The following is a 16,752-nucleotide window of genomic DNA, read 5'->3' as shown; positions in this document are numbered from 1 at the left end:
GGCCGGCACGCGCTGTAAGCAGCGAAGTGCCGCAAACGCGCGTTGGATTGGCGGCAGCAGCACTTTGCAAACGGCCTCTTAATGGCCGAGGACGAAATAGGCGATGGCACCGGCGATGAGGCAGTAATAGCCGAATGGACGCAGCGCCCACTGCTCGTGCTGGCGGAAATAGCGCATCAGGAAGGCGGTGCTGGCCAGGGCGGTCACGGCCGCCACCACCGCGGCCACGGTGGCCAACTGCATCTGTCCGGGCGCGAGGGTGACGTGGCGCATGTGCGCGGCCTCGCGTACGGCGGCGCCGATGATGACCGGCTGGGCCATCAGGAACGAGAAATGCGCGGCGCCTTCATGGTTGAGCCTGCGGAACAGGCCGCCGACCATGGTGGCCCCCGAGCGCGAAATGCCGGGGAAAAAGGCGAGGCACTGCCACAGGCCGATGATCAGGGCATCGGCATAGGTGAGCGAGGCGATGGGGCGCCCGAGCTGGATGGCGCGGCTGCCGCGCAGCCGATCCGCGATCAGCAGCAGGAAGCCGTTGAGGACAAGGAAGATGGCGGCATAGCGGGCGCTGCCGAACAGCGCGCGCAGCCAATGTTCCAGCAGCCCGCCGATGATGACGGCGGGAATGGTCGCCACGACCAGCAGGGCGAGGATGTGGATGCTCTCGGCCTGTCGCTGGCTGCCGTTGCGGCCGGTGATGCCCTGGAAGATGGCCACCCAGTCGCTACGGAAGAAATACAGCAGCGCGACGGCCGTCCCCAGATGCAGCATGACCAGGAAGGGGAGGAAGATTTCCCCCTGCGGGTCGAACACCCAGCCGAGCAGGGCGGGGACAATGACGGCGTGGCCCAGGCTGCTGACCGGAAAGAGTTCGGTCGCCCCCTGGAGGATCGCGATCATGATGGCTTGGAAAACTGTCATTGTCCGGCTGTCCATGGCGATTTAGACTGGCGTGGTGCCCATTTTTCATCAGTTCGGCAAGCACTTGCCGGACAGTGTGGCGAATTGTGGGCCAACGGGAAGAGGAGAGGGGCATTTGGTGCGGGAAAAAGGAAGCGCGATCGTCTTCAGCAGCCTGGTCCTGCTGGTGGCGGCCGTATTCTACGTCTACGCCCGGGCCTCGCAGACCGACCTGAGCCATGATCGCTATCCGCTGACGGCCCGGTTCATTTCGGCCAATGGGCTGCATGTGGGGGCGGATGTCCAGTTGGCCGGCGTGCCCGTGGGGCGTGTGACCGACATTGTCCTGGACCCCGTGATGGCGGTGGCGAATGTGCGCTTTACGGTGGATCGGGCGCTGTCGCTGCCGGCCGACAGTGGCGTGACGATCGGCAGCGCGACCATGACCAGCGACGATTCGCTGATGATCGAGCCGGGCACGGCGAAAGACCGGCTGGCCCCCGGCGCGGTGATCACCAATGCGCAGGAAGCTGTCAGCCTGGAGCAGCAGGTCAGTAATTACATCTTCGGGAATGGCGGCCTGTCCTCCGATTCGACGCCGTAGCGCGCGCCGGATTGCCGGGCGCGGCGCTGCTGAACCGGCTCTCAGTCATTAAGCGGATAAGAGGCCAGGAGTTTCTTCTGGCGGCGCCAGTAACGTAGCATCGTGAAGGCCCCGGCCGACCGCCAGCCGGCCTTCTTCTTCTTCGCGCCGATGCGAAACGTTTCGCGGTAATGCATGAACTGCGCGGCATAGGCCTCGCGCAATGTGGTGCGCGAATCCCAGATATGGGTCGCCTCCGACCCCACGCCGTTGATTTCGATGATCTCGAACCCCCGGCCGAGTCGGAGGGCGGCCACCGATTCGAATTTCAGGTCGATCCGGCCGAAATGGAAATCGGGTATGTCGCGCATGATCCGGTCGATCTGTTCCGTCAGGGCTGGAGTGACGTCGTCGGCGCCGTTGCGGAAGATCGAGCCCTTGCAATGATTGCCGGCGAAGACCAGGCGCATCGTCTCGCCCGCCGGCAGGATCTCATGCACCCGCGTGCCCAGGCGGGGCAGGTAGAGATGCGGCACCAGGCGGGTGCGGGCGTCGGCGTCGATCAACTGGCGGACGGTCGAGCGGCCATCCCCGACCAGAACCGGTGCTTCCTTGTAGGTCACCGAGGTGATCCGGCCCCGCTCTTCGTCCGGATGGCGGATGTAGAAGATGCCGGCCTCGTGCTCATAGGGGATCAGGCGCTGCATCACCAGCCGGATTCCCGGCGGAAACAGCACCACTGCCGCGGCCAGTTCCTGGGGCGTGGTGACCAGCTTTACGCCCGTGCCGTTGCATCCGATATCCGGCTTCACGACCACTGGCAGCGCCAGCCCGGCCCGTGCCAGGGCCGCGGTCGCGGCCGCCGCATCGTCGGCCGATCCGGTGGTTACCGTCGTATAAGGCGCGATCCACTGGCGCGCGACATCGCCCGCCATGTCCAGGATGTCGGTCTTGCTTTCGCCGCACAGGCCGCCGGTTTCGATCCGTGGATTGGCGGCGGTGGGCAGGCTGAGGTCGCCATGCCGCAGCCCCATCAGGATCCAGTAGAGGACGATGGGGGTGTAGAAGGCCCAGCCAGGCCAGAATTCGAACATCGACAGCGGAGAGGGCGGTCGGGATACGTCGGCCTGGGGCGTGGCGGCGGTGGAGGCATGGGTCATCGGGACGGACTCCGCACATTGGCCACGATCCGGCCGACGAGAAGGATGGTCAGGGCGAATCCTCCCATTCCGGCCCATTTCCATGCACCCAGATGCGTGATCAGGAAATGGCCGACCTGTAGCGATACCGCGAAGAGCAATGTTGTCCAGATCAGGGTTGCCAGGATGGCCGCCAGGGCGAACCGACGCACCGATGCGCCAAAAAACCCGCACGCCGTATAGAGCGGCAACCGTGCGCCGGGGATGAAGCGGCTGATGAACACGATGCGGAACACGTTCCGGCCGAACCAGTTGCCGCCATTCTCGTCCTGGGGGACCTTGACCCAGCGCCGGGCCGCCGGCCACAGGGCCGCGAGCTTGCCCAGGCCATACAGGCCCAGGTCGCCGGCCACGATCCCGACATAAAGTGCGAGTAAGGCAACGGGCAGGGCGACCTGACCGGTCTGGACCTCCATGGCGGTCAGGATGGTCGCGGCGTCTTCGAGAATGAACGTGCCGATGATGATGACCAGCGCCTGGATTGCGGGCGCGGCGCCGGCTTTGGCGAACAGGGCGGAGAGTGAGGGAAACATGACCGGGGCGCCGCCGTTCAATCCCGGAACGGCAGAAAGAAGCGGGTCGCAATCCTCACGTCGTGAACCTCTTGCCCATGGAATCCGTTCCGCGCGGCAGCCGGACGGGCCGGCCGGGGTGGTGCCCGGATTGGGGACCTTGTGGCATGCTTCGCCACCACCGACAAATCGCCTGCCGACAGCGGCGAGGATTGAAAGCCCCCGGCGGATTGTGGCACAGCTTTCGTCATGATCGGACGCCGTGATTTCCTGCTGTCGGCCTCGGCCGCTTTCGCCGCCGGCGTGCCCACGGCGCGCGCGGCGGAGCAATCTTATGCCGCGTTTCTGGCCGGCGTACGGGCCGAGGCGGTGGGCCATGGATTGTCGGCCGCGATCATCGATCGGGCCCTGGCCTTGCGGGCGCCTAATGCACGGGTCCTGGAACTGGACCGCCACCAGCCGGAATTCACCCTGACCTGGGCCCAATATCGCCAGAAGGTGCTGACGCCGAAGAAGATTGCGGACGGGCGTGCGGCGGCGGGCGCGCGCGCCGCGTTGCTGGCGGAGGTCAGCGGGCGGTACAGCGTCGACCGCCAGCCGCTGGTGGGGATCTGGGGCCTGGAATCTGCGTACGGTACGCGGATGGGGACGTTTCATGTCGCGGATGCGCTGGCCACGCTGGCCTATGACGGGCGGCGGGCGTCGTTCTTCCGGGCAGAGCTGATGAATGCGCTGCGCATTCTGGACCATGGGGATGTCGAACCCGATTCGATGCTGGGCAGCTATGCCGGCGCGATGGGGCAGCCCCAGTTCATGCCCAGTGCCTATTTGCGTTACGCGGTCGATTTCACCGGCACCGGCCGCCGCGACATCTGGAACAGCGAACCGGACGTCATGGCGTCGATCGCCAATTATCTGGCCCGTTGCGGCTGGGTGGCGGGCGAGCCCTGGGGGCAGGAGGTTACGGTGCCCGCGACGGTGGCGCAGGCCGAACTGGGCCGCGGCAATGTGCGCACCCTGGAAGAATGGATGGGGCAGGGCGTGCGCAGGGCGGATGGACGCACGTTTTCGCGCACCGATATTCGCGGGGCGGTGATCCGCCCGGATGGGCCGGGGGGTGAGGCCTTTATGGTCTATCGCAATTTTTCGGTGATCCGCCGCTACAACCCGTCGGATTTCTACGCGCTGGCCGTTGGCCTGCTGGGCCGCGACGTCACGTGACGCGCCGCGCCTTTCCGGTGATGCTGGCCGTGCTTGGGCTGGCGGGCTGTCATCGGGCCGAACCGCCGTTGCCGCCAGCCGACCCGCATTACGTCGTGGGTGCACCCTACCAGATGGACGGGGTGTGGCAGTATCCGCGTGAGGATTTCGGCTATCGGCAGACCGGGCTGGCAGTCGCTGATCCCGACCAGACGCCCTATGTCACCACTGACGGCGAGCATTACGATCCGCAATCCCTGACCGGCCGCCATGCCACCCTGCAACTGCCGGCGATCGTGACTGTGCGCAACCTGGAGAATGGGCGGGAGCTGACCATTCGCCTGAACGATCGGGGGCCGGAAGCGCGCGGACGGCTGATTGGCCTGACGCCCCGCGTGGCCGCCCTGCTGGGGATCGGTGCCAATCCGGTGCAGGTCGAGATCATCGGGCATGAGGCCGAGAACGAGCAACTGGCCGAAGCCCTGCCGGGCGGCCAGCATCTGGATGTCGCGGCCGCACCGGTCGACCAGATCCGCGCGGAATCGCTGGATCGTCCGGGCACCGGCGGGACGATCGTCGCGGCGCCGACTGGCACGGTCGGGGCGGCCGATGTTTCGGCGCTGATGCGCGACCTGCCGCCCGACGTGCGGCAGGGATATGTCCAGGGCGGAATGTTGTGGGTGGATGCGGGAACGTTCTCCACCCTGCGCTATGCCCAGGTGGCCGCCGCGCGGACCGGCGGCCGGGTGATACCGGTGCAGGATCGTGGCCGGGCGGCCTGGAGGGTCCATGTCGGGCCCTTCATGAATGTCGCCGGGGCGGACCGGGCGCTGGACCAGCTTTTGGGCGACGGAATGACCGGCGCCCGGATCGTCGTCGAATAGGGATGAACGTGCAAACCCGAAGGTTTCTTCTGACCGGGACGGCCTTGCTGGCCGCCACCGGTTCTCTGGCGGTTGCCGCGCCGCGCCGGCGCCATGCCCATGGCGCCGCCAGCGCCCCGGCCGCCGCGCAATCGGATGACGAATCCGGACCGGACCAGGCCCAGGCTCCGGCCGGGCCGCCGGCCGCCAGCCTGATCGGGCCGGTCGATACGCTCGCCCGCTGGGCGTGCATCGTGGATGTCACGACCGGCACGGTGCTGCTGGAAAAGGCGGCGGACGAGCGCATGCCGCCCTCGTCGCTGACCAAGATGATGACGGCCTATATCGTCTTCAGCATGCTGAAATCGGGCCGCCTGAAGCTGGACCAGGCGCTGCCGGTCAGCGAGAAGGCGTGGCGCATGCAGGGGTCGAAGATGTTCGTGCCCCTGGGCGAGAGCATCCCGGTGCAGGACCTGATCCAGGGCATGGTCATCCAGTCCGGTAACGATGCGTGCATCGTGCTGGCCGAGGGCATTTCCGGGTCCGAAGAGCAGTTCGTCGCCCAGATGAACGAGGTGGGCGGAAAGATCGGGCTGGTCAATTCGCATTTCATGAATGCCACCGGCTGGCCGGCCGACAACCACTATATGTGCGCCCGCGACGTGGCGACCGTAGCGGTGCGCCTGATCCGCGATTTTCCGGAATATTATCACTTCTTCTCGGAGAAGGATTTCCGCTTCAACAAGATCGCGCAGGGCAACCGCAACGTCCTGGTGGACAAGGGGCTGGCCGACGGGCTGAAGACCGGCCACACCGATGCCGGCGGGTTCGGGCTGTGTGCCAGCGCCGATCGGGGCGGCAATCGCGTGGTGCTGGCGCTGAACGGCATGCCGTCGAGCAATGCCCGCGCGCATGAGGGCGAGCGGCTGCTGGAATGGACGTTCGCGAATTTCGAGAATGCGACCCTGTTCCGTCGGGGCGAAGTGGTGGACCTGGCGCCTGTCTGGCTGGGTGCCCAGCCGACGGTGCCGCTGGTTGCGACACGGGACGTGGTGATGACGCTGCCGCATGGATGGCGCACGCGCGTCCATATCGGGGTGGATTATCAAGCGCCAGTCGCGGCGCCGGTGGCGGCGGGGCAGGTGCTGGGTGACCTGGTGCTGACCAATCCGGGCCTGCCCGATATCCGCATGCAGCTTGTGGCCGGGCAGGCCGTGCCGCGGCTGGGGCTGCTGGCGCGGGCCTCGACGGTGCTGGGTCAGAAACTGGGCCGGCACTGAAGCCGGTGCCGGGTCTGTTCATCACCTTCGAAGGCGGCGAGGGCGCCGGGAAATCCACCCAGGTCGCTCTGCTGGAGGCGCATCTGCGTGCCGGCGGGCGCGACGTGGTGCGCACGCGCGAGCCCGGTGGGACGCCTGGGGCCGAGGCGCTGCGCGATTTTCTGCTGTTCGGCGGCCATGATCTGTCGTTGCGGGCCGAGATCCTGGCCCATTTCGCCGCGCGGTGCGACCATGTGGACCGGCTGATCCGGCCGGCGCTGGCGCGTGGTGCGGTGGTGATCTGCGACCGGTTTGCCGATTCCACCATGGCCTATCAGGGCTATGGGATCGGGCAGGGCGATCCCGCGACCATCGGGCTGATCGACGCGTTGACGGCACAGGTCGGGCTGGTGCCCGACCTGACGCTGGTTCTGGCGCTGGATCGTGCGCGAGCCCGGCAACGCCTGGATGCGCGCGGTGGCCGGTCCGATCGTTACGAGGCGGCGGACGAGGCGTTCCATGCCCGGGTGGCCGAGGGATTCGAGACGATTGCCCGGACCCATGCCGGGCGGTGCGTGCACCTATCCGCCGACCAGCCGGCCGAGGCGATTGCGCGGGATGTCGCGCAACGGGTCGATGCGCGGCTGACGGGACCCGCCTGAATGGCGGGCACCACGCCGCGCGACGGCCAGGAGCCGGTGGGGCATGACGATGCCCGCCGCGCCTTTGAGGAGGCATGGGGGGCCGGAAGGCTGCATCACGCCTGGCTGCTGACCGGCCCGGAAGGGATCGGCAAGGCGAGCTTCGCCTTCTGGATGGCGCGGATGTTGCTGAAGGCGACCGGGGCGGACAGCACTGCCGCGCGGCGGATCGCGGCCGGCAGCCATGCGGATCTGCTCTATATCGCGCGCGGCGTGGACGAGAAGCGCCAGCGGATGCGGGGCGAGATCGTGGCCGACGATGTGCGCCCGATCGGCCAGTTCCTGCACCGGACGGCGGCCGAGGATGGGTGGCGTGTCGTGATTGTGGATGGCGCGGACGCCATGAATCGCAGCGCCGCCAACGCGATCCTGAAAATTCTGGAGGAGCCGCCGCCGCGTGCGATCCTGATCCTGACCTGTGCCGCGCCCGGCCGCCTGTTGCCGACCATTCGCAGCCGGTGCCGCACGCTGCGGCTGGAGCCGTTGCAGCCAGCGCAGATGCAGGACGTGCTGGCCCGGGTGGCGGCGGATGTGCCGCCCGAGGATATCGCGCGGGTGGCGCCGCTGGCCCATGGTTCGCCCGGCCGCGCGCTGGCGCTGCTGGCGGGCGATGGCGCGGCGCTGGGCGTGCTGGTGGCGCGCGTGCTCGAGAACCCGCCGGATGCGGGGGCGATGTACGAGATTGCCGAGAGCGTGCTGAAGCGGGAAAATGGCTTTCCGGTCTTCTTCGATCTGTTGTGTGATGCCATATCGAAGCACGCGCGTACCCTCGCCATGCAAGATGGGCGGGGCGGAGAGAACGTGGACGGATCGTTGTCGGCGCACCGCATGGCGGAGCTGTGGCGGCGCCTGACCGACCTTCGGGTCGAGACGGAGCGGTTCAATCTGGATAAACAACAGGCCCTGCTGAGTGGCCTGACTTTGGTGAGTGGAAGATGACAGGGCGCTATTACGTCACGACACCGATCTATTATGTGAACGGGGCGCCGCATATCGGTCATGCCTATACATCCGTCGCCGCCGACGTCATGGCGCGCTTCAAGCGGCTGGCTGGCCATGATGTCTTCTTCCTGACCGGCACCGATGAACATGGGCAGAAGGTCGAGCAGGCCGCCCAGGCCGCCGGCGTGGCGCCGATTGCCTTCGCCGACCAGGTTTCGGCCGATTTCCGTGCGATGTACGACGTGATGAATGTTTCGTACGACGATTTCATCCGCACGACGGAGCCACGGCACATTGCCGGCGCGACCGCGCTGTGGGAGCGGATCGCGGCGAACGGGCATATCTATCTGAGCGCGTATGAGGGCTGGTACGCGCTGCGTGACGAGAGCTTCTACAATGAAGACGAACTCGTCACCCGCCCGGACGGCACGAAGGTGGCGCCGACCGGCGCGCCGGTCGAATGGGTGCGCGAGCCGTCCTATTTCTTCCGCCTGTCGGCTTTCGCCGATCGGCTGCTGGAGCTGTACGAGACCCGGCCCGGCTTCATCGAACCCGCGTCACGGCGCAACGAGGTTGCCAGCTTCGTGCGCCAGGGCCTGCGCGACCTGTCGATCAGCCGCACCAGCTTCCGCTGGGGCATCCCGGTGCCGGGCGATGCGGACCATGTGATGTATGTGTGGGTGGATGCGCTGGCCAATTACCTGTCGGCCACCGGCTTCCCCGATGCGGACAATCCCCGTGCCGGATTCTGGCCCGCCAACTTGCATCTGGTGGGCAAGGATATCGTCCGCTTCCATGCCGTCTACTGGCCCGCGCTGCTGATGGCCGCCGGGCTGGAACTGCCGGAATGCGTGTTCTCGCATGGGTGGTGGACCATCGAGGGCGAGAAGATGAGCAAGTCGCTGGGCAATGTCGTCGACCCGCGCGACCTGGTGGCGCAGTTCGGTGTCGATCCGCTGCGTTTCTTCCTGATGCGTGAAATGCCGTTCGGTGGCGACAGCGATCTCAGCCGCCGGGCCATCATCAACCGGCTGAATGTCGAACTGGCGAACGATCTGGGCAACCTCGCCCAGCGTACCCTGACGCAGGTGGCGCGCAATTGCGGCGGCGTGCTGCCGGCGCAGGGCGTGCGGACCGAGGCCGATGACGCTCTGCTGGCACAGGCATCGCTGCTGCCGACGCTGATGCACGGGCATATCGACCGCCATGCGCTGACCGACGCGCTGGAGGATGTGTGGCGCGTGATCCGCGCCTGCAACGCCTATATCGACCATCAGGCCCCGTGGGCGCTGCGCAAGACCGACCCCGAGCGGATGGCGGTGGTGCTGCGGGTGCTGGTGGATGCGCTGCGCGTGATCGGCACCATGCTCCAGCCCTACATGCCCGGCAGCATGGATGCGCTGCTGACCCAGTTGGGCGTGGCGCAGGACGAGCGCGATTTCGCGGCGCTGGAGCGCCCGCTGCCCGAGGGCCGGGCCCTGCCGGCGCCGCAGGGGATCTTTCCGCGTTATGTGGAGGAAGCGGCGCAATGAGTGCGCTGATCGACTCCCACTGCCATCTCGACCATTTCACCGACGACGAGATCCCGGACCTGCTGGACCGGGCGCGCGCGGCGGGGGTCGGCGGCATGGTGACGATCGGCACCCGCCTGTCGCGCGCGCAGCAGCAGAAGGACCTGACCCGTTTCGACCGGCCGGAGGTGCGGGTGTGGTGTACGGTTGGCACCCATCCCGACCATGTCGAGGAATGCGAGATCGCCGATGCCGAGGGCATCATCGCCCTGGCCGACGATGCGCGGGTGGTGGGAATCGGCGAAAGCGGGCTGGATTATTTCCATGGCGCGGAAGCCGTGCGCCCGTTGCAGCAGGCGCGCTTCCGCGCCCATATCGCGGCGGCGCGACGGATGGACCTGCCGCTGGTCATCCATGCGCGTGAGGCCGATTCGGACGTTGCCGCGATTCTGCGCGACGAGGTCGAGACCCACGGGCCGTTCCGTTTCCTGCTGCATTGCTTCGCATCCGGGCCTGATCTGGCGCGGGCGGGGCTGGAGCTGGGGGGGTATATCAGCTTCTCGGGAATCCTGACCTTTCCACGTTCCGACGCGCTGCGCGCGATCGCGCGTGACATTCCCGGGGACCGGCTGCTGGTCGAGACCGATTCGCCGTACCTTGCCCCGGTGCCACGGCGCGGCAAGCGCAACGAGCCGGCGCTGGTCGCCCATACGGCGCTGCGCCTGGCCGAAGAGCGCGGCATGGGTCCGGAGCAACTGGCGGACCTCACCACCGCCAATTTCCACCGTCTGTTCAGCCGGGCGGCCTGAGCGGTGGAACTGGTCGTCCTGGGATGCGGCGGCTCGGCCGGCGTGCCGATGATCGGCGGGCCGGATGGGCGGGGCGACTGGGGGATCTGCGATCCGGCGGAACCCCGCAACTGCCGGACGCGTGCATCGGTCCTGCTGCGGGGCGATGACGGGCAGGCGGTGCTGGTCGATACCGGGCCCGACCTGCGCGCGCAGTTGCTGGCGCAGGGCATCGACCGGTTCGATGCGATTCTCTACACCCATGCCCATTCCGACCATATCGCGGGGCTGGACGAGGTCCGGGCGATCAACCGGGTGATCGACCGGCCCCTGCCGGTGCTGGCCACGCCGCCCGTGCTGGCGGATCTGGAGACGCGGTTCAACTATGCTTTCCGCCCGTGGTCGCCGCCCGGCTTCTATCGCCCCGTCGTGGTGCCGCGGGAGGTGCATGCCGGCCAGACGGTCGACATCGCCGGGCTGCGTCTGACGCTGTTCGAACAGATTCACGGCCGCACGCTGTCGCTGGGCGTGCGATGCGGGACGATTGCCTATTCCACCGACGTCGTCGACCTGCCCGAGGAGGCGTTCGCCGCCCTGGCGGGGGTCGAGACGTGGCTGGTGGATTGCTTCCAGCGATCCTCGCCCCATAACGCCCATGCGTGGCTGGATCGGGTGCTGGAATGGCGTGCCCGCCTGATGCCGCGCCGGGTGATCCTGACGCATATGGGCACCGACATGGATTGGGCCTGGATGCGCGACAACCTGCCGGAGGGCGTGGAAGCCGCCTTCGATGGCCTGCGCGTGCCTTTTCGCTGATCCGCGATTGCGGGGAAGGGCACCCGGTCGTTCCGAAAACCCCTGCTGTCCGGGTGTGTGTTTCCGGAGCGCACGCGATTTAGGTTGAATCCCGAACGCGGGGAGCGATAGCCTCGGTCCTGACGACCCGGGATCTCGCAGCGCGATACCTGACTGCGATTCCACCATATGCCAGTCGCCCTTGTCTGGGGCGGCAGCGTGCCTATCTGCCTCTAAAAGGGCTAGACAGCAAGGGGGAATGTGTATTGGACACCCGATTGCAGAGCCGACAGGACTGACGGTTTTTCCCGCTCCGGGGGCCGCTCCCCGGAAGAGATGCGTATCCATGGTGCATGGTCGTCCAGAAGAATGACGGATTCTGGCGCCGGTTCGGAGACTTCCCAGGATGGTTTCTGATTTTAATGTGTTTTCTCTGGCCACTGCGATGCGCGATCAGCGTCGCGAAATCGAGATGAGCCTGTCCGACTATCTTGAAGCCTGCCGTACCGATCCGTCGTGCTATGCAACCGCGGCGGAGCGGATGCTGAAGGCGATCGGCGAGCCGAGGAGCGTCGATACCTCGCGCGATCCACGCCTGTCGCGCATCTTCATGAACCGTACCCTGCGGATCTATCCGGCCTTCTCCGATTTCTACGGCATGGAAGAGACGATCGAGCAGATCGTGGGTTTCTTCCGGCATGCGGCGCAGGGGCTCGAGGAGCGCAAGCAGATCCTCTATCTGCTCGGCCCGGTGGGTGGCGGCAAATCGTCCCTGGGCGAACGGCTGAAGGCCCTGATGGAGAAGGAGCCGATCTATGTGCTGAGGGCCGGGCGGCATGTCAGCCCCGTCTTTGAAAGCCCGCTGGGCCTGTTCGACCCCGACCGCATGGGCGATGCCCTGCAGGAGCGCTACGGGATTCCGCGCCGGCTGCTGGGCGGTGTCGCCAGCCCGTGGGCGCTGAAGCGGCTGGAGGAATTCGACGGCGACCTGTCGCGCTTTTCGGTCATCAAGGTCCATCCGTCCCGACTGCGCCAGATCGCGATCGCGAAGACCGAACCCGGCGATGACAACAACCAGGACGTGTCGGCGCTGGTGGGCAAGGTCGATATCCGTCAGTTGGAGCATTTCAGCCAGAACGACCCCGATGCCTACAGTTTCTCGGGCGGCCTGAACCGCGCGAACCAGGGGCTGCTGGAATTCGTCGAGATGTTCAAGGCGCCGATCAAGATGCTGCACCCGCTGCTGACGGCGACGCAGGAGGGCAATTATGTCGGGACCGAGAATATCGGCAGCATCCCGTTCACCGGCGTGATCCTGGCCCATTCGAACGAGGCCGAGTGGCAGACCTTCCGCAATAATCGCACCAACGAAGCTTTTCTGGACCGCGTCTGCGTCATCAAGGTGCCCTATTGCCTGCGGGTGGCGGAGGAAACCAAGATCTATGAGAAGCTGGTGCAGTCCTCCAGCTTGGCGAATGCGCCCTGCGCGCCCAACACGCTGGAAATGCTGGCCCGTTTCGCGGTCCTGTCGCGGTTGAAGCCGCATCCGAACTCCACCCAGTTCGCCAAGATGCGCGTCTATGACGGCGAGAATATCCGAGAGACCGACCCCAAGGCCCGCACGATGCAGGAATATCGCGACGCCGCCGGGGTGGATGAGGGGATGGACGGTATTTCCACCCGCTTTGCGTACAAGGTGCTGTCCGCGACCTTCAACCATGATTCTTCCGAGATTTCCGCCGATCCGGTGCATCTGATGTACGTGCTGGAACAAGCGGTGCGGCGGGAGCAGTTCCCGACGGATATCGAGGCGAACTATCTGGCGACGCTGAAATCGGAACTGGCCGGGCGCTATGCCGAATTCCTGGGGCACGAGATCCAGAAGGCCTATCTGGAGAGCTATAACGATTACGGCCAGAACCTGTTCGACCGTTATCTGGACTATGCCGACGCCTGGATCGAAGACCAGGATTTCAAGGACCCCGACACCGGGCAGATGCTCAATCGCGAGTTGCTGAACGCGGAACTGACCAAGATCGAGAAGCCCGCGGGGATCGCCAACCCCAAGGATTTCCGCAACGAGGTGGTGAAGTTCTCGCTGCGCGCGCGGGCTGGCAATGGCGGGCGCAACCCGTCCTGGACGTCCTACGAGAAGATCCGCGACGTGATCGAGAAGCGGATGTTCAGCCAGGTCGAGGATCTGCTGCCGGTCATCAGCTTCGGCTCCAAGAAGGACGGCGAGACCGAGCGCAAGCATGACGAGTTCGTCGAGCGGATGGTCTCGCGCGGCTATACGGAACGCCAGGTCCGCCGGCTCGTTGAGTGGTACATGCGGGTGAAGCAATCCGCCTGAGGCGCTGTTGCCAAGGCGCCGCTACAGGCGAGTCCTGTGCGCGTTCTTCGCGCCTCGCGGTGAACGGCCGGCAAGGCCGCTCCGCTTCGATGCGCGAAGACCTTCGCCGGGCGTGATCTGTGGCGGCCCGCTCCTGACGCAGCATCAGCAGTTTTGAAACCGCCTCTGAACGGAATGGTGCCGGCCAGTGGATATCATTGACAGACGTCCCAACCCCCATGGGAAAAACCTCGAAAACCGGCGGCGCGTGCTGCAGCGGGCCCGCTCGGCCGTACAGACGGCGGTGCGGGACGCGGTGGCGCGCGGCAGGATCCGGGAGGTGGGGCAGGGTAACGCGGTCTCGGTCCCGTCGGATTCGCTGCATGAACCCTCGCTGCATCGCGTCTTTTCCGAGGGCGTGCGCGAGATCGTGCTGACCGGTAACCGCGAATTCTCGCGCGGCGACCGGCTGCAACGGCCGCCGAGTGGCGCTGGTGGCCAGGGCTCGGGGGCCGGGCAGGCGGGCGAGAGTGGCGGGGGAGAGGATTCCTTTCGCTTCGTGCTGAGCCGCGACGAATTTCTGGACCTGTTCTTCGACGATCTGGAATTGCCGGACCTGCTGAAGCGCGAGATCTCCACCACCGAAAACGGGGTGCCCGCCCGTTCCGGCCTCAGCAACGAGGGGGCGCCGTCGCATCTGGATCTGGGACGGACGATGCGGCGCTCGATCGCGCGGCGCCTGGGGTTGGGCCGGCCCAAGCCGGCGGAATTACAGGAGGTCGAGGAACGTATCGCCGAATTGGAAGCCCTCCGTCCGGCTTCGGCCGAGGATCTGGAGGAACTGGAGGGGCTGCGTGAACGGCGCGGCACGCTACGCCAGCGGCTGGCGCGGATTCCGTGGGTCGATCCGGTCGATCTGCGCTTCCGGCGCTATACCATCATGCCGCAGCCGGCGACGCGGGCGGTGATGTTCTGCATCATGGATGTCTCGGGCTCGATGACCGAGCGGATGAAGGATCTGGCGAAGCAGTTCTTCCTGCTGCTGCATGTGTTCCTGGAGCGGCGGTACAAGAAGGTCGAGATCGTTTTCATCCGCCATGCCGAAAGCGCCGAGGAGGTGGATGAGGATGCGTTCTTCCACGATCCGCGCACGGGCGGCACCATCGTCTCATCGGCGCTGGAACTGATGCACACCATCCAGCGGGAGCGTTTTCCGTCGGCCAACTGGAATATCTATGTCGCCCAGGCATCGGACGGCGACAACGCGTCGTCCGACACCATGCGCACCGCCAGCCTGTTGCGGGACGATATCCTGCCGGCGGTGCAATATTATGCCTATATCGAAATTACGGGATCGGGGGCGGTGATCCGCGGCGAGACGGATCTGTGGCGCAGCTATCGCGCCATCGCCGATGAGAACGATCATCTGGCGATCCGCCAGGTCGGCGACCGCAAGGAGATTTTCCCGGTCTTCCGCGACCTGTTTTCCCGTCAGCATCATTCGGCGGAGGCTTGATGGACCAGATCGTATCAGGGGGCGGCTCTCCGGCCCGGTCCGGGGGGCTGCTCTATTCCGGCAATGACTGGAATTTCCAGATCATCCGCGATTGCTATGACGCGATCGAGGAAATTGCGACCCGCGAACTGGGGCTGGAGATCTACACCAACCGGGTGGAGATCATCACCTCCGAACAGATGCTGGATGTCTACACCGCGCATGGCATGCCGGTGGGATACAAGCACTGGTCGTTCGGCAAGCGCTTTATCGGGCATGAGAACGCCTATCGGCGCGGGCTGATGGGGCTGGCCTATGAGGTCGTCATCAATTCCGATCCCTGCATCAGCTATCTGATGGAGGAAAACTCGGCGACGATGCAGGCGCTGGTGATTGCGCATGCCGCGTTTGGCCATAACCATTTCTTTCGTAATAACAGGCTGTTCCGGGAATGGACGGACCCGTCGGACATTCTGGACTATCTGGAATTTGCCCGTGGCTACATCGCCCGGTGCGAGGAGCGGCATGGATTGCGGGCGGTGGAGCGCGTGCTGGATGCGGCCCATGCCCTGCAGAACCAGGGGGTCAACCGGCATTCGGGGGCCCGCAAGCTGGATCTGAAGGCCGAGCAGCAGCGCGCGAAAGAGCGGCGGGCGTACGAGGACAGCGTCTTCAACGATCTGTGGCGCACCCTGCCCACCGAGGCCGGCGATGCGGCGGGGACGGCGGAAGGCGCCCATGCGCGCCGGCTTCTGGGGCTGCCCGAGGAAAACCTGCTGTATTTCCTGGAGAAGAATGCGCCGCGTCTGGCCCCATGGGAGCGGGAGATCATTCGCATCGTGCGGATGATCGCGCAATATTTCTATCCGCAGCCTCAGGTGAAGATGATGAATGAGGGCTGCGCGACCTGGGTGCATGTCTACATCATGCGGCGCCTGCACGAACTGGGGCGGATTGACGATGCGGCCTATCTTGAGGTCATTCATTCGACGTCGAACGTCATCAACCAGCCGGGCTTCGACGCGGGGGGAGGGGCGTCGTTCAATCCCTATGCGCTGGGCTATGCCATGATGACCGATATCGTACGCATCTGCACCGAGCCGACTGCCGAGGACCGGGAATGGTTTCCCGATATCGCGGGCAATGGGGATGCGATCGGCACGCTACGCCATGCCTGGGCCGAATACCGGGACGAGAGCTTCATCCAGCAATTCCTCTCGCCCAAGGTAATCCGCGATTTCCGCATGTTCCGCCTCAACGACGATACCGCCCAGCCTTATCTGCTGGTCGACGCCATTCATGACGAGGCCGGGTATCGCGATATCCGCCGCAGCCTGGCGCGCGTCTATGATCCCGGTACGTTCTATACCGAGATCGAGATCGTCGATGTGGACCTGCTGGGCGACCGCACGCTGAAGCTGGAACATCGCACACGGGCCGGCCAGTTGCTCCAGGCCGGCGATACGCGCCAGACGCTGGATTACCTTGCCTCCCTGTGGGGCTATGGCGTCGTGCTGAACGAGGTGGATGCGCAGACGGGCACCGTGCTGGCGACCCACAGCGCAGGACCGTCGCAATAAGATATGGTCGATTATCGGGTGAGTGGAAATGCGCGCGGGGCTGTGTCCCGCGCGCATTTTCTGTCCCATTTATGCCTTTTTCTATAATATTA

The 16,752-nt window shown here is 65.7% G+C and carries 15 protein-coding genes; 12 read left to right on the top strand and 3 right to left on the bottom strand.

The genetic code is table 11. The features are described 5' to 3' along the window. Positions 1–78: 78 nt before the first annotated feature. Entirely contained in the window at positions 79–921 is an 843-nt protein-coding gene (locus HLH35_RS10775) for an undecaprenyl-diphosphate phosphatase (RefSeq protein ID WP_182979138.1), read from the bottom strand. A 115-nt stretch (positions 922–1,036) separates the two neighbouring features. Between HLH35_RS10775 and HLH35_RS10770 the strand changes: the two genes are divergently transcribed. Beyond that, positions 1,037–1,504: an MlaD family protein gene (locus tag HLH35_RS10770; RefSeq protein ID WP_182979137.1), complete on the top strand. Its 468-nt coding sequence runs from the start codon at positions 1,037–1,039 to the stop codon at positions 1,502–1,504. A gap of 41 nt (positions 1,505–1,545) precedes the next feature. On the opposite strand, the gene HLH35_RS10765 is transcribed toward HLH35_RS10770, so the two are convergent. Together HLH35_RS10765 and HLH35_RS10760 are read right to left on the bottom strand one after the other, a co-directional pair. Further along, positions 1,546–2,643: a D-alanine--D-alanine ligase gene (locus HLH35_RS10765; protein ID WP_182979136.1), complete on the bottom strand. Its 1,098-nt coding sequence runs from the start codon at positions 2,641–2,643 to the stop codon at positions 1,546–1,548. Next, a complete protein-coding gene (locus HLH35_RS10760) occupies positions 2,640–3,215 on the bottom strand; it encodes a DedA family protein (protein ID WP_182979135.1) in 576 nt (191 codons plus the stop codon). Before HLH35_RS10760 ends, HLH35_RS10765 begins: the two co-directional genes overlap by 4 nt. Before the next feature lie 228 nt (positions 3,216–3,443). Here HLH35_RS10760 and HLH35_RS10755 point away from each other — a divergent pair, with 228 nt between their 5' ends. From HLH35_RS10755 to HLH35_RS10705, 11 genes are all read left to right on the top strand, one after another. Beyond that, complete coding sequence (locus HLH35_RS10755) at positions 3,444–4,415, top strand: lytic murein transglycosylase (RefSeq protein WP_182979134.1); 972 nt, start codon at positions 3,444–3,446, stop codon at positions 4,413–4,415. Next, on the top strand, positions 4,412–5,278 hold the full coding sequence (locus HLH35_RS10750) for an RlpA-like double-psi beta-barrel domain-containing protein (RefSeq protein ID WP_338029335.1): 867 nt from the start codon (positions 4,412–4,414) through the stop codon (positions 5,276–5,278). The genes HLH35_RS10755 and HLH35_RS10750 overlap by 4 nt, the downstream gene beginning before the upstream one ends. A 2-nt stretch (positions 5,279–5,280) precedes the next feature. After that, positions 5,281–6,537: a D-alanyl-D-alanine carboxypeptidase family protein gene (locus HLH35_RS10745; RefSeq protein ID WP_182979133.1), complete on the top strand. Its 1,257-nt coding sequence runs from the start codon at positions 5,281–5,283 to the stop codon at positions 6,535–6,537. A gap of 5 nt (positions 6,538–6,542) precedes the next feature. After that, positions 6,543–7,178 carry a dTMP kinase gene (gene tmk / locus HLH35_RS10740; protein ID WP_182979132.1) on the top strand — a complete coding sequence of 212 codons (636 nt, stop codon included), beginning with the start codon at positions 6,543–6,545 and terminating at the stop codon, positions 7,176–7,178. Further along, positions 7,179–8,156 (top strand): DNA polymerase III subunit delta', encoded by a 978-nt coding sequence (locus HLH35_RS10735; RefSeq protein WP_182979131.1) that lies wholly within the window; start codon positions 7,179–7,181, stop codon positions 8,154–8,156. It begins immediately after the preceding gene. After that, the gene (metG, locus tag HLH35_RS10730; RefSeq protein ID WP_182979130.1) at positions 8,153–9,691 is read left to right on the top strand and encodes a methionine--tRNA ligase; all 1,539 of its coding nucleotides are present in this window, start codon (positions 8,153–8,155) and stop codon (positions 9,689–9,691) included. The genes HLH35_RS10735 and metG overlap by 4 nt, the downstream gene beginning before the upstream one ends. After that, positions 9,688–10,479: a TatD family hydrolase gene (locus HLH35_RS10725; RefSeq protein WP_182979129.1), complete on the top strand. Its 792-nt coding sequence runs from the start codon at positions 9,688–9,690 to the stop codon at positions 10,477–10,479. The genes metG and HLH35_RS10725 overlap by 4 nt, the downstream gene beginning before the upstream one ends. 3 nt (positions 10,480–10,482) lie before the next feature. Beyond that, entirely contained in the window at positions 10,483–11,274 is a 792-nt protein-coding gene (locus HLH35_RS10720) for an MBL fold metallo-hydrolase (RefSeq protein WP_182979128.1), read from the top strand. Positions 11,275–11,659: 385 nt separating this feature from the next. Continuing rightward, positions 11,660–13,606 carry a PrkA family serine protein kinase gene (locus tag HLH35_RS10715; protein ID WP_182979127.1) on the top strand — a complete coding sequence of 649 codons (1,947 nt, stop codon included), beginning with the start codon at positions 11,660–11,662 and terminating at the stop codon, positions 13,604–13,606. A gap of 187 nt (positions 13,607–13,793) precedes the next feature. Then, on the top strand, positions 13,794–15,101 hold the full coding sequence (locus HLH35_RS10710) for a DUF444 family protein (protein ID WP_182979126.1): 1,308 nt from the start codon (positions 13,794–13,796) through the stop codon (positions 15,099–15,101). Continuing rightward, positions 15,101–16,660, top strand: a complete 1,560-nt coding sequence (locus tag HLH35_RS10705) for a SpoVR family protein (protein WP_182979125.1) — start codon at positions 15,101–15,103, stop codon at positions 16,658–16,660. Before HLH35_RS10710 ends, HLH35_RS10705 begins: the two co-directional genes overlap by 1 nt. Positions 16,661–16,752 lie beyond the last annotated feature (92 nt).

Origin of the sequence: Gluconacetobacter asukensis (assembly GCF_014174375.1) — a bacterium.
Taxonomy (GTDB): Bacteria; Pseudomonadota; Alphaproteobacteria; order Acetobacterales; family Acetobacteraceae; genus Gluconacetobacter; species Gluconacetobacter asukensis.
The sequence above is the reverse complement of the archived record's forward strand: the minus strand, read 5'-3'. Positions and strand labels throughout refer to the sequence as shown.

Bases quoted from the DNA above. Each gene is read 5' to 3' on its own strand.
- HLH35_RS10775 (WP_182979138.1), bottom strand. From the start codon at position 921: ATGACAGTTTTCCAAGCCATCATGATCGCGATCCTCCAGGGGGCGACC.
- HLH35_RS10765 (WP_182979136.1), bottom strand. From the start codon at position 2,643: ATGACCCATGCCTCCACCGCCGCCACGCCCCAGGCCGACGTATCCCGA.
- HLH35_RS10760 (WP_182979135.1), bottom strand. From the start codon at position 3,215: ATGTTTCCCTCACTCTCCGCCCTGTTCGCCAAAGCCGGCGCCGCGCCC.
- HLH35_RS10755 (WP_182979134.1), top strand. From the start codon at position 3,444: ATGATCGGACGCCGTGATTTCCTGCTGTCGGCCTCGGCCGCTTTCGCC.
- HLH35_RS10745 (WP_182979133.1), top strand. From the start codon at position 5,281: ATGAACGTGCAAACCCGAAGGTTTCTTCTGACCGGGACGGCCTTGCTG.
- HLH35_RS10735 (WP_182979131.1), top strand. From the start codon at position 7,179: ATGGCGGGCACCACGCCGCGCGACGGCCAGGAGCCGGTGGGGCATGAC.
- metG (WP_182979130.1), top strand. From the start codon at position 8,153: ATGACAGGGCGCTATTACGTCACGACACCGATCTATTATGTGAACGGG.
- HLH35_RS10725 (WP_182979129.1), top strand. From the start codon at position 9,688: ATGAGTGCGCTGATCGACTCCCACTGCCATCTCGACCATTTCACCGAC.
- HLH35_RS10715 (WP_182979127.1), top strand. From the start codon at position 11,660: ATGGTTTCTGATTTTAATGTGTTTTCTCTGGCCACTGCGATGCGCGAT.
- HLH35_RS10705 (WP_182979125.1), top strand. From the start codon at position 15,101: ATGGACCAGATCGTATCAGGGGGCGGCTCTCCGGCCCGGTCCGGGGGG.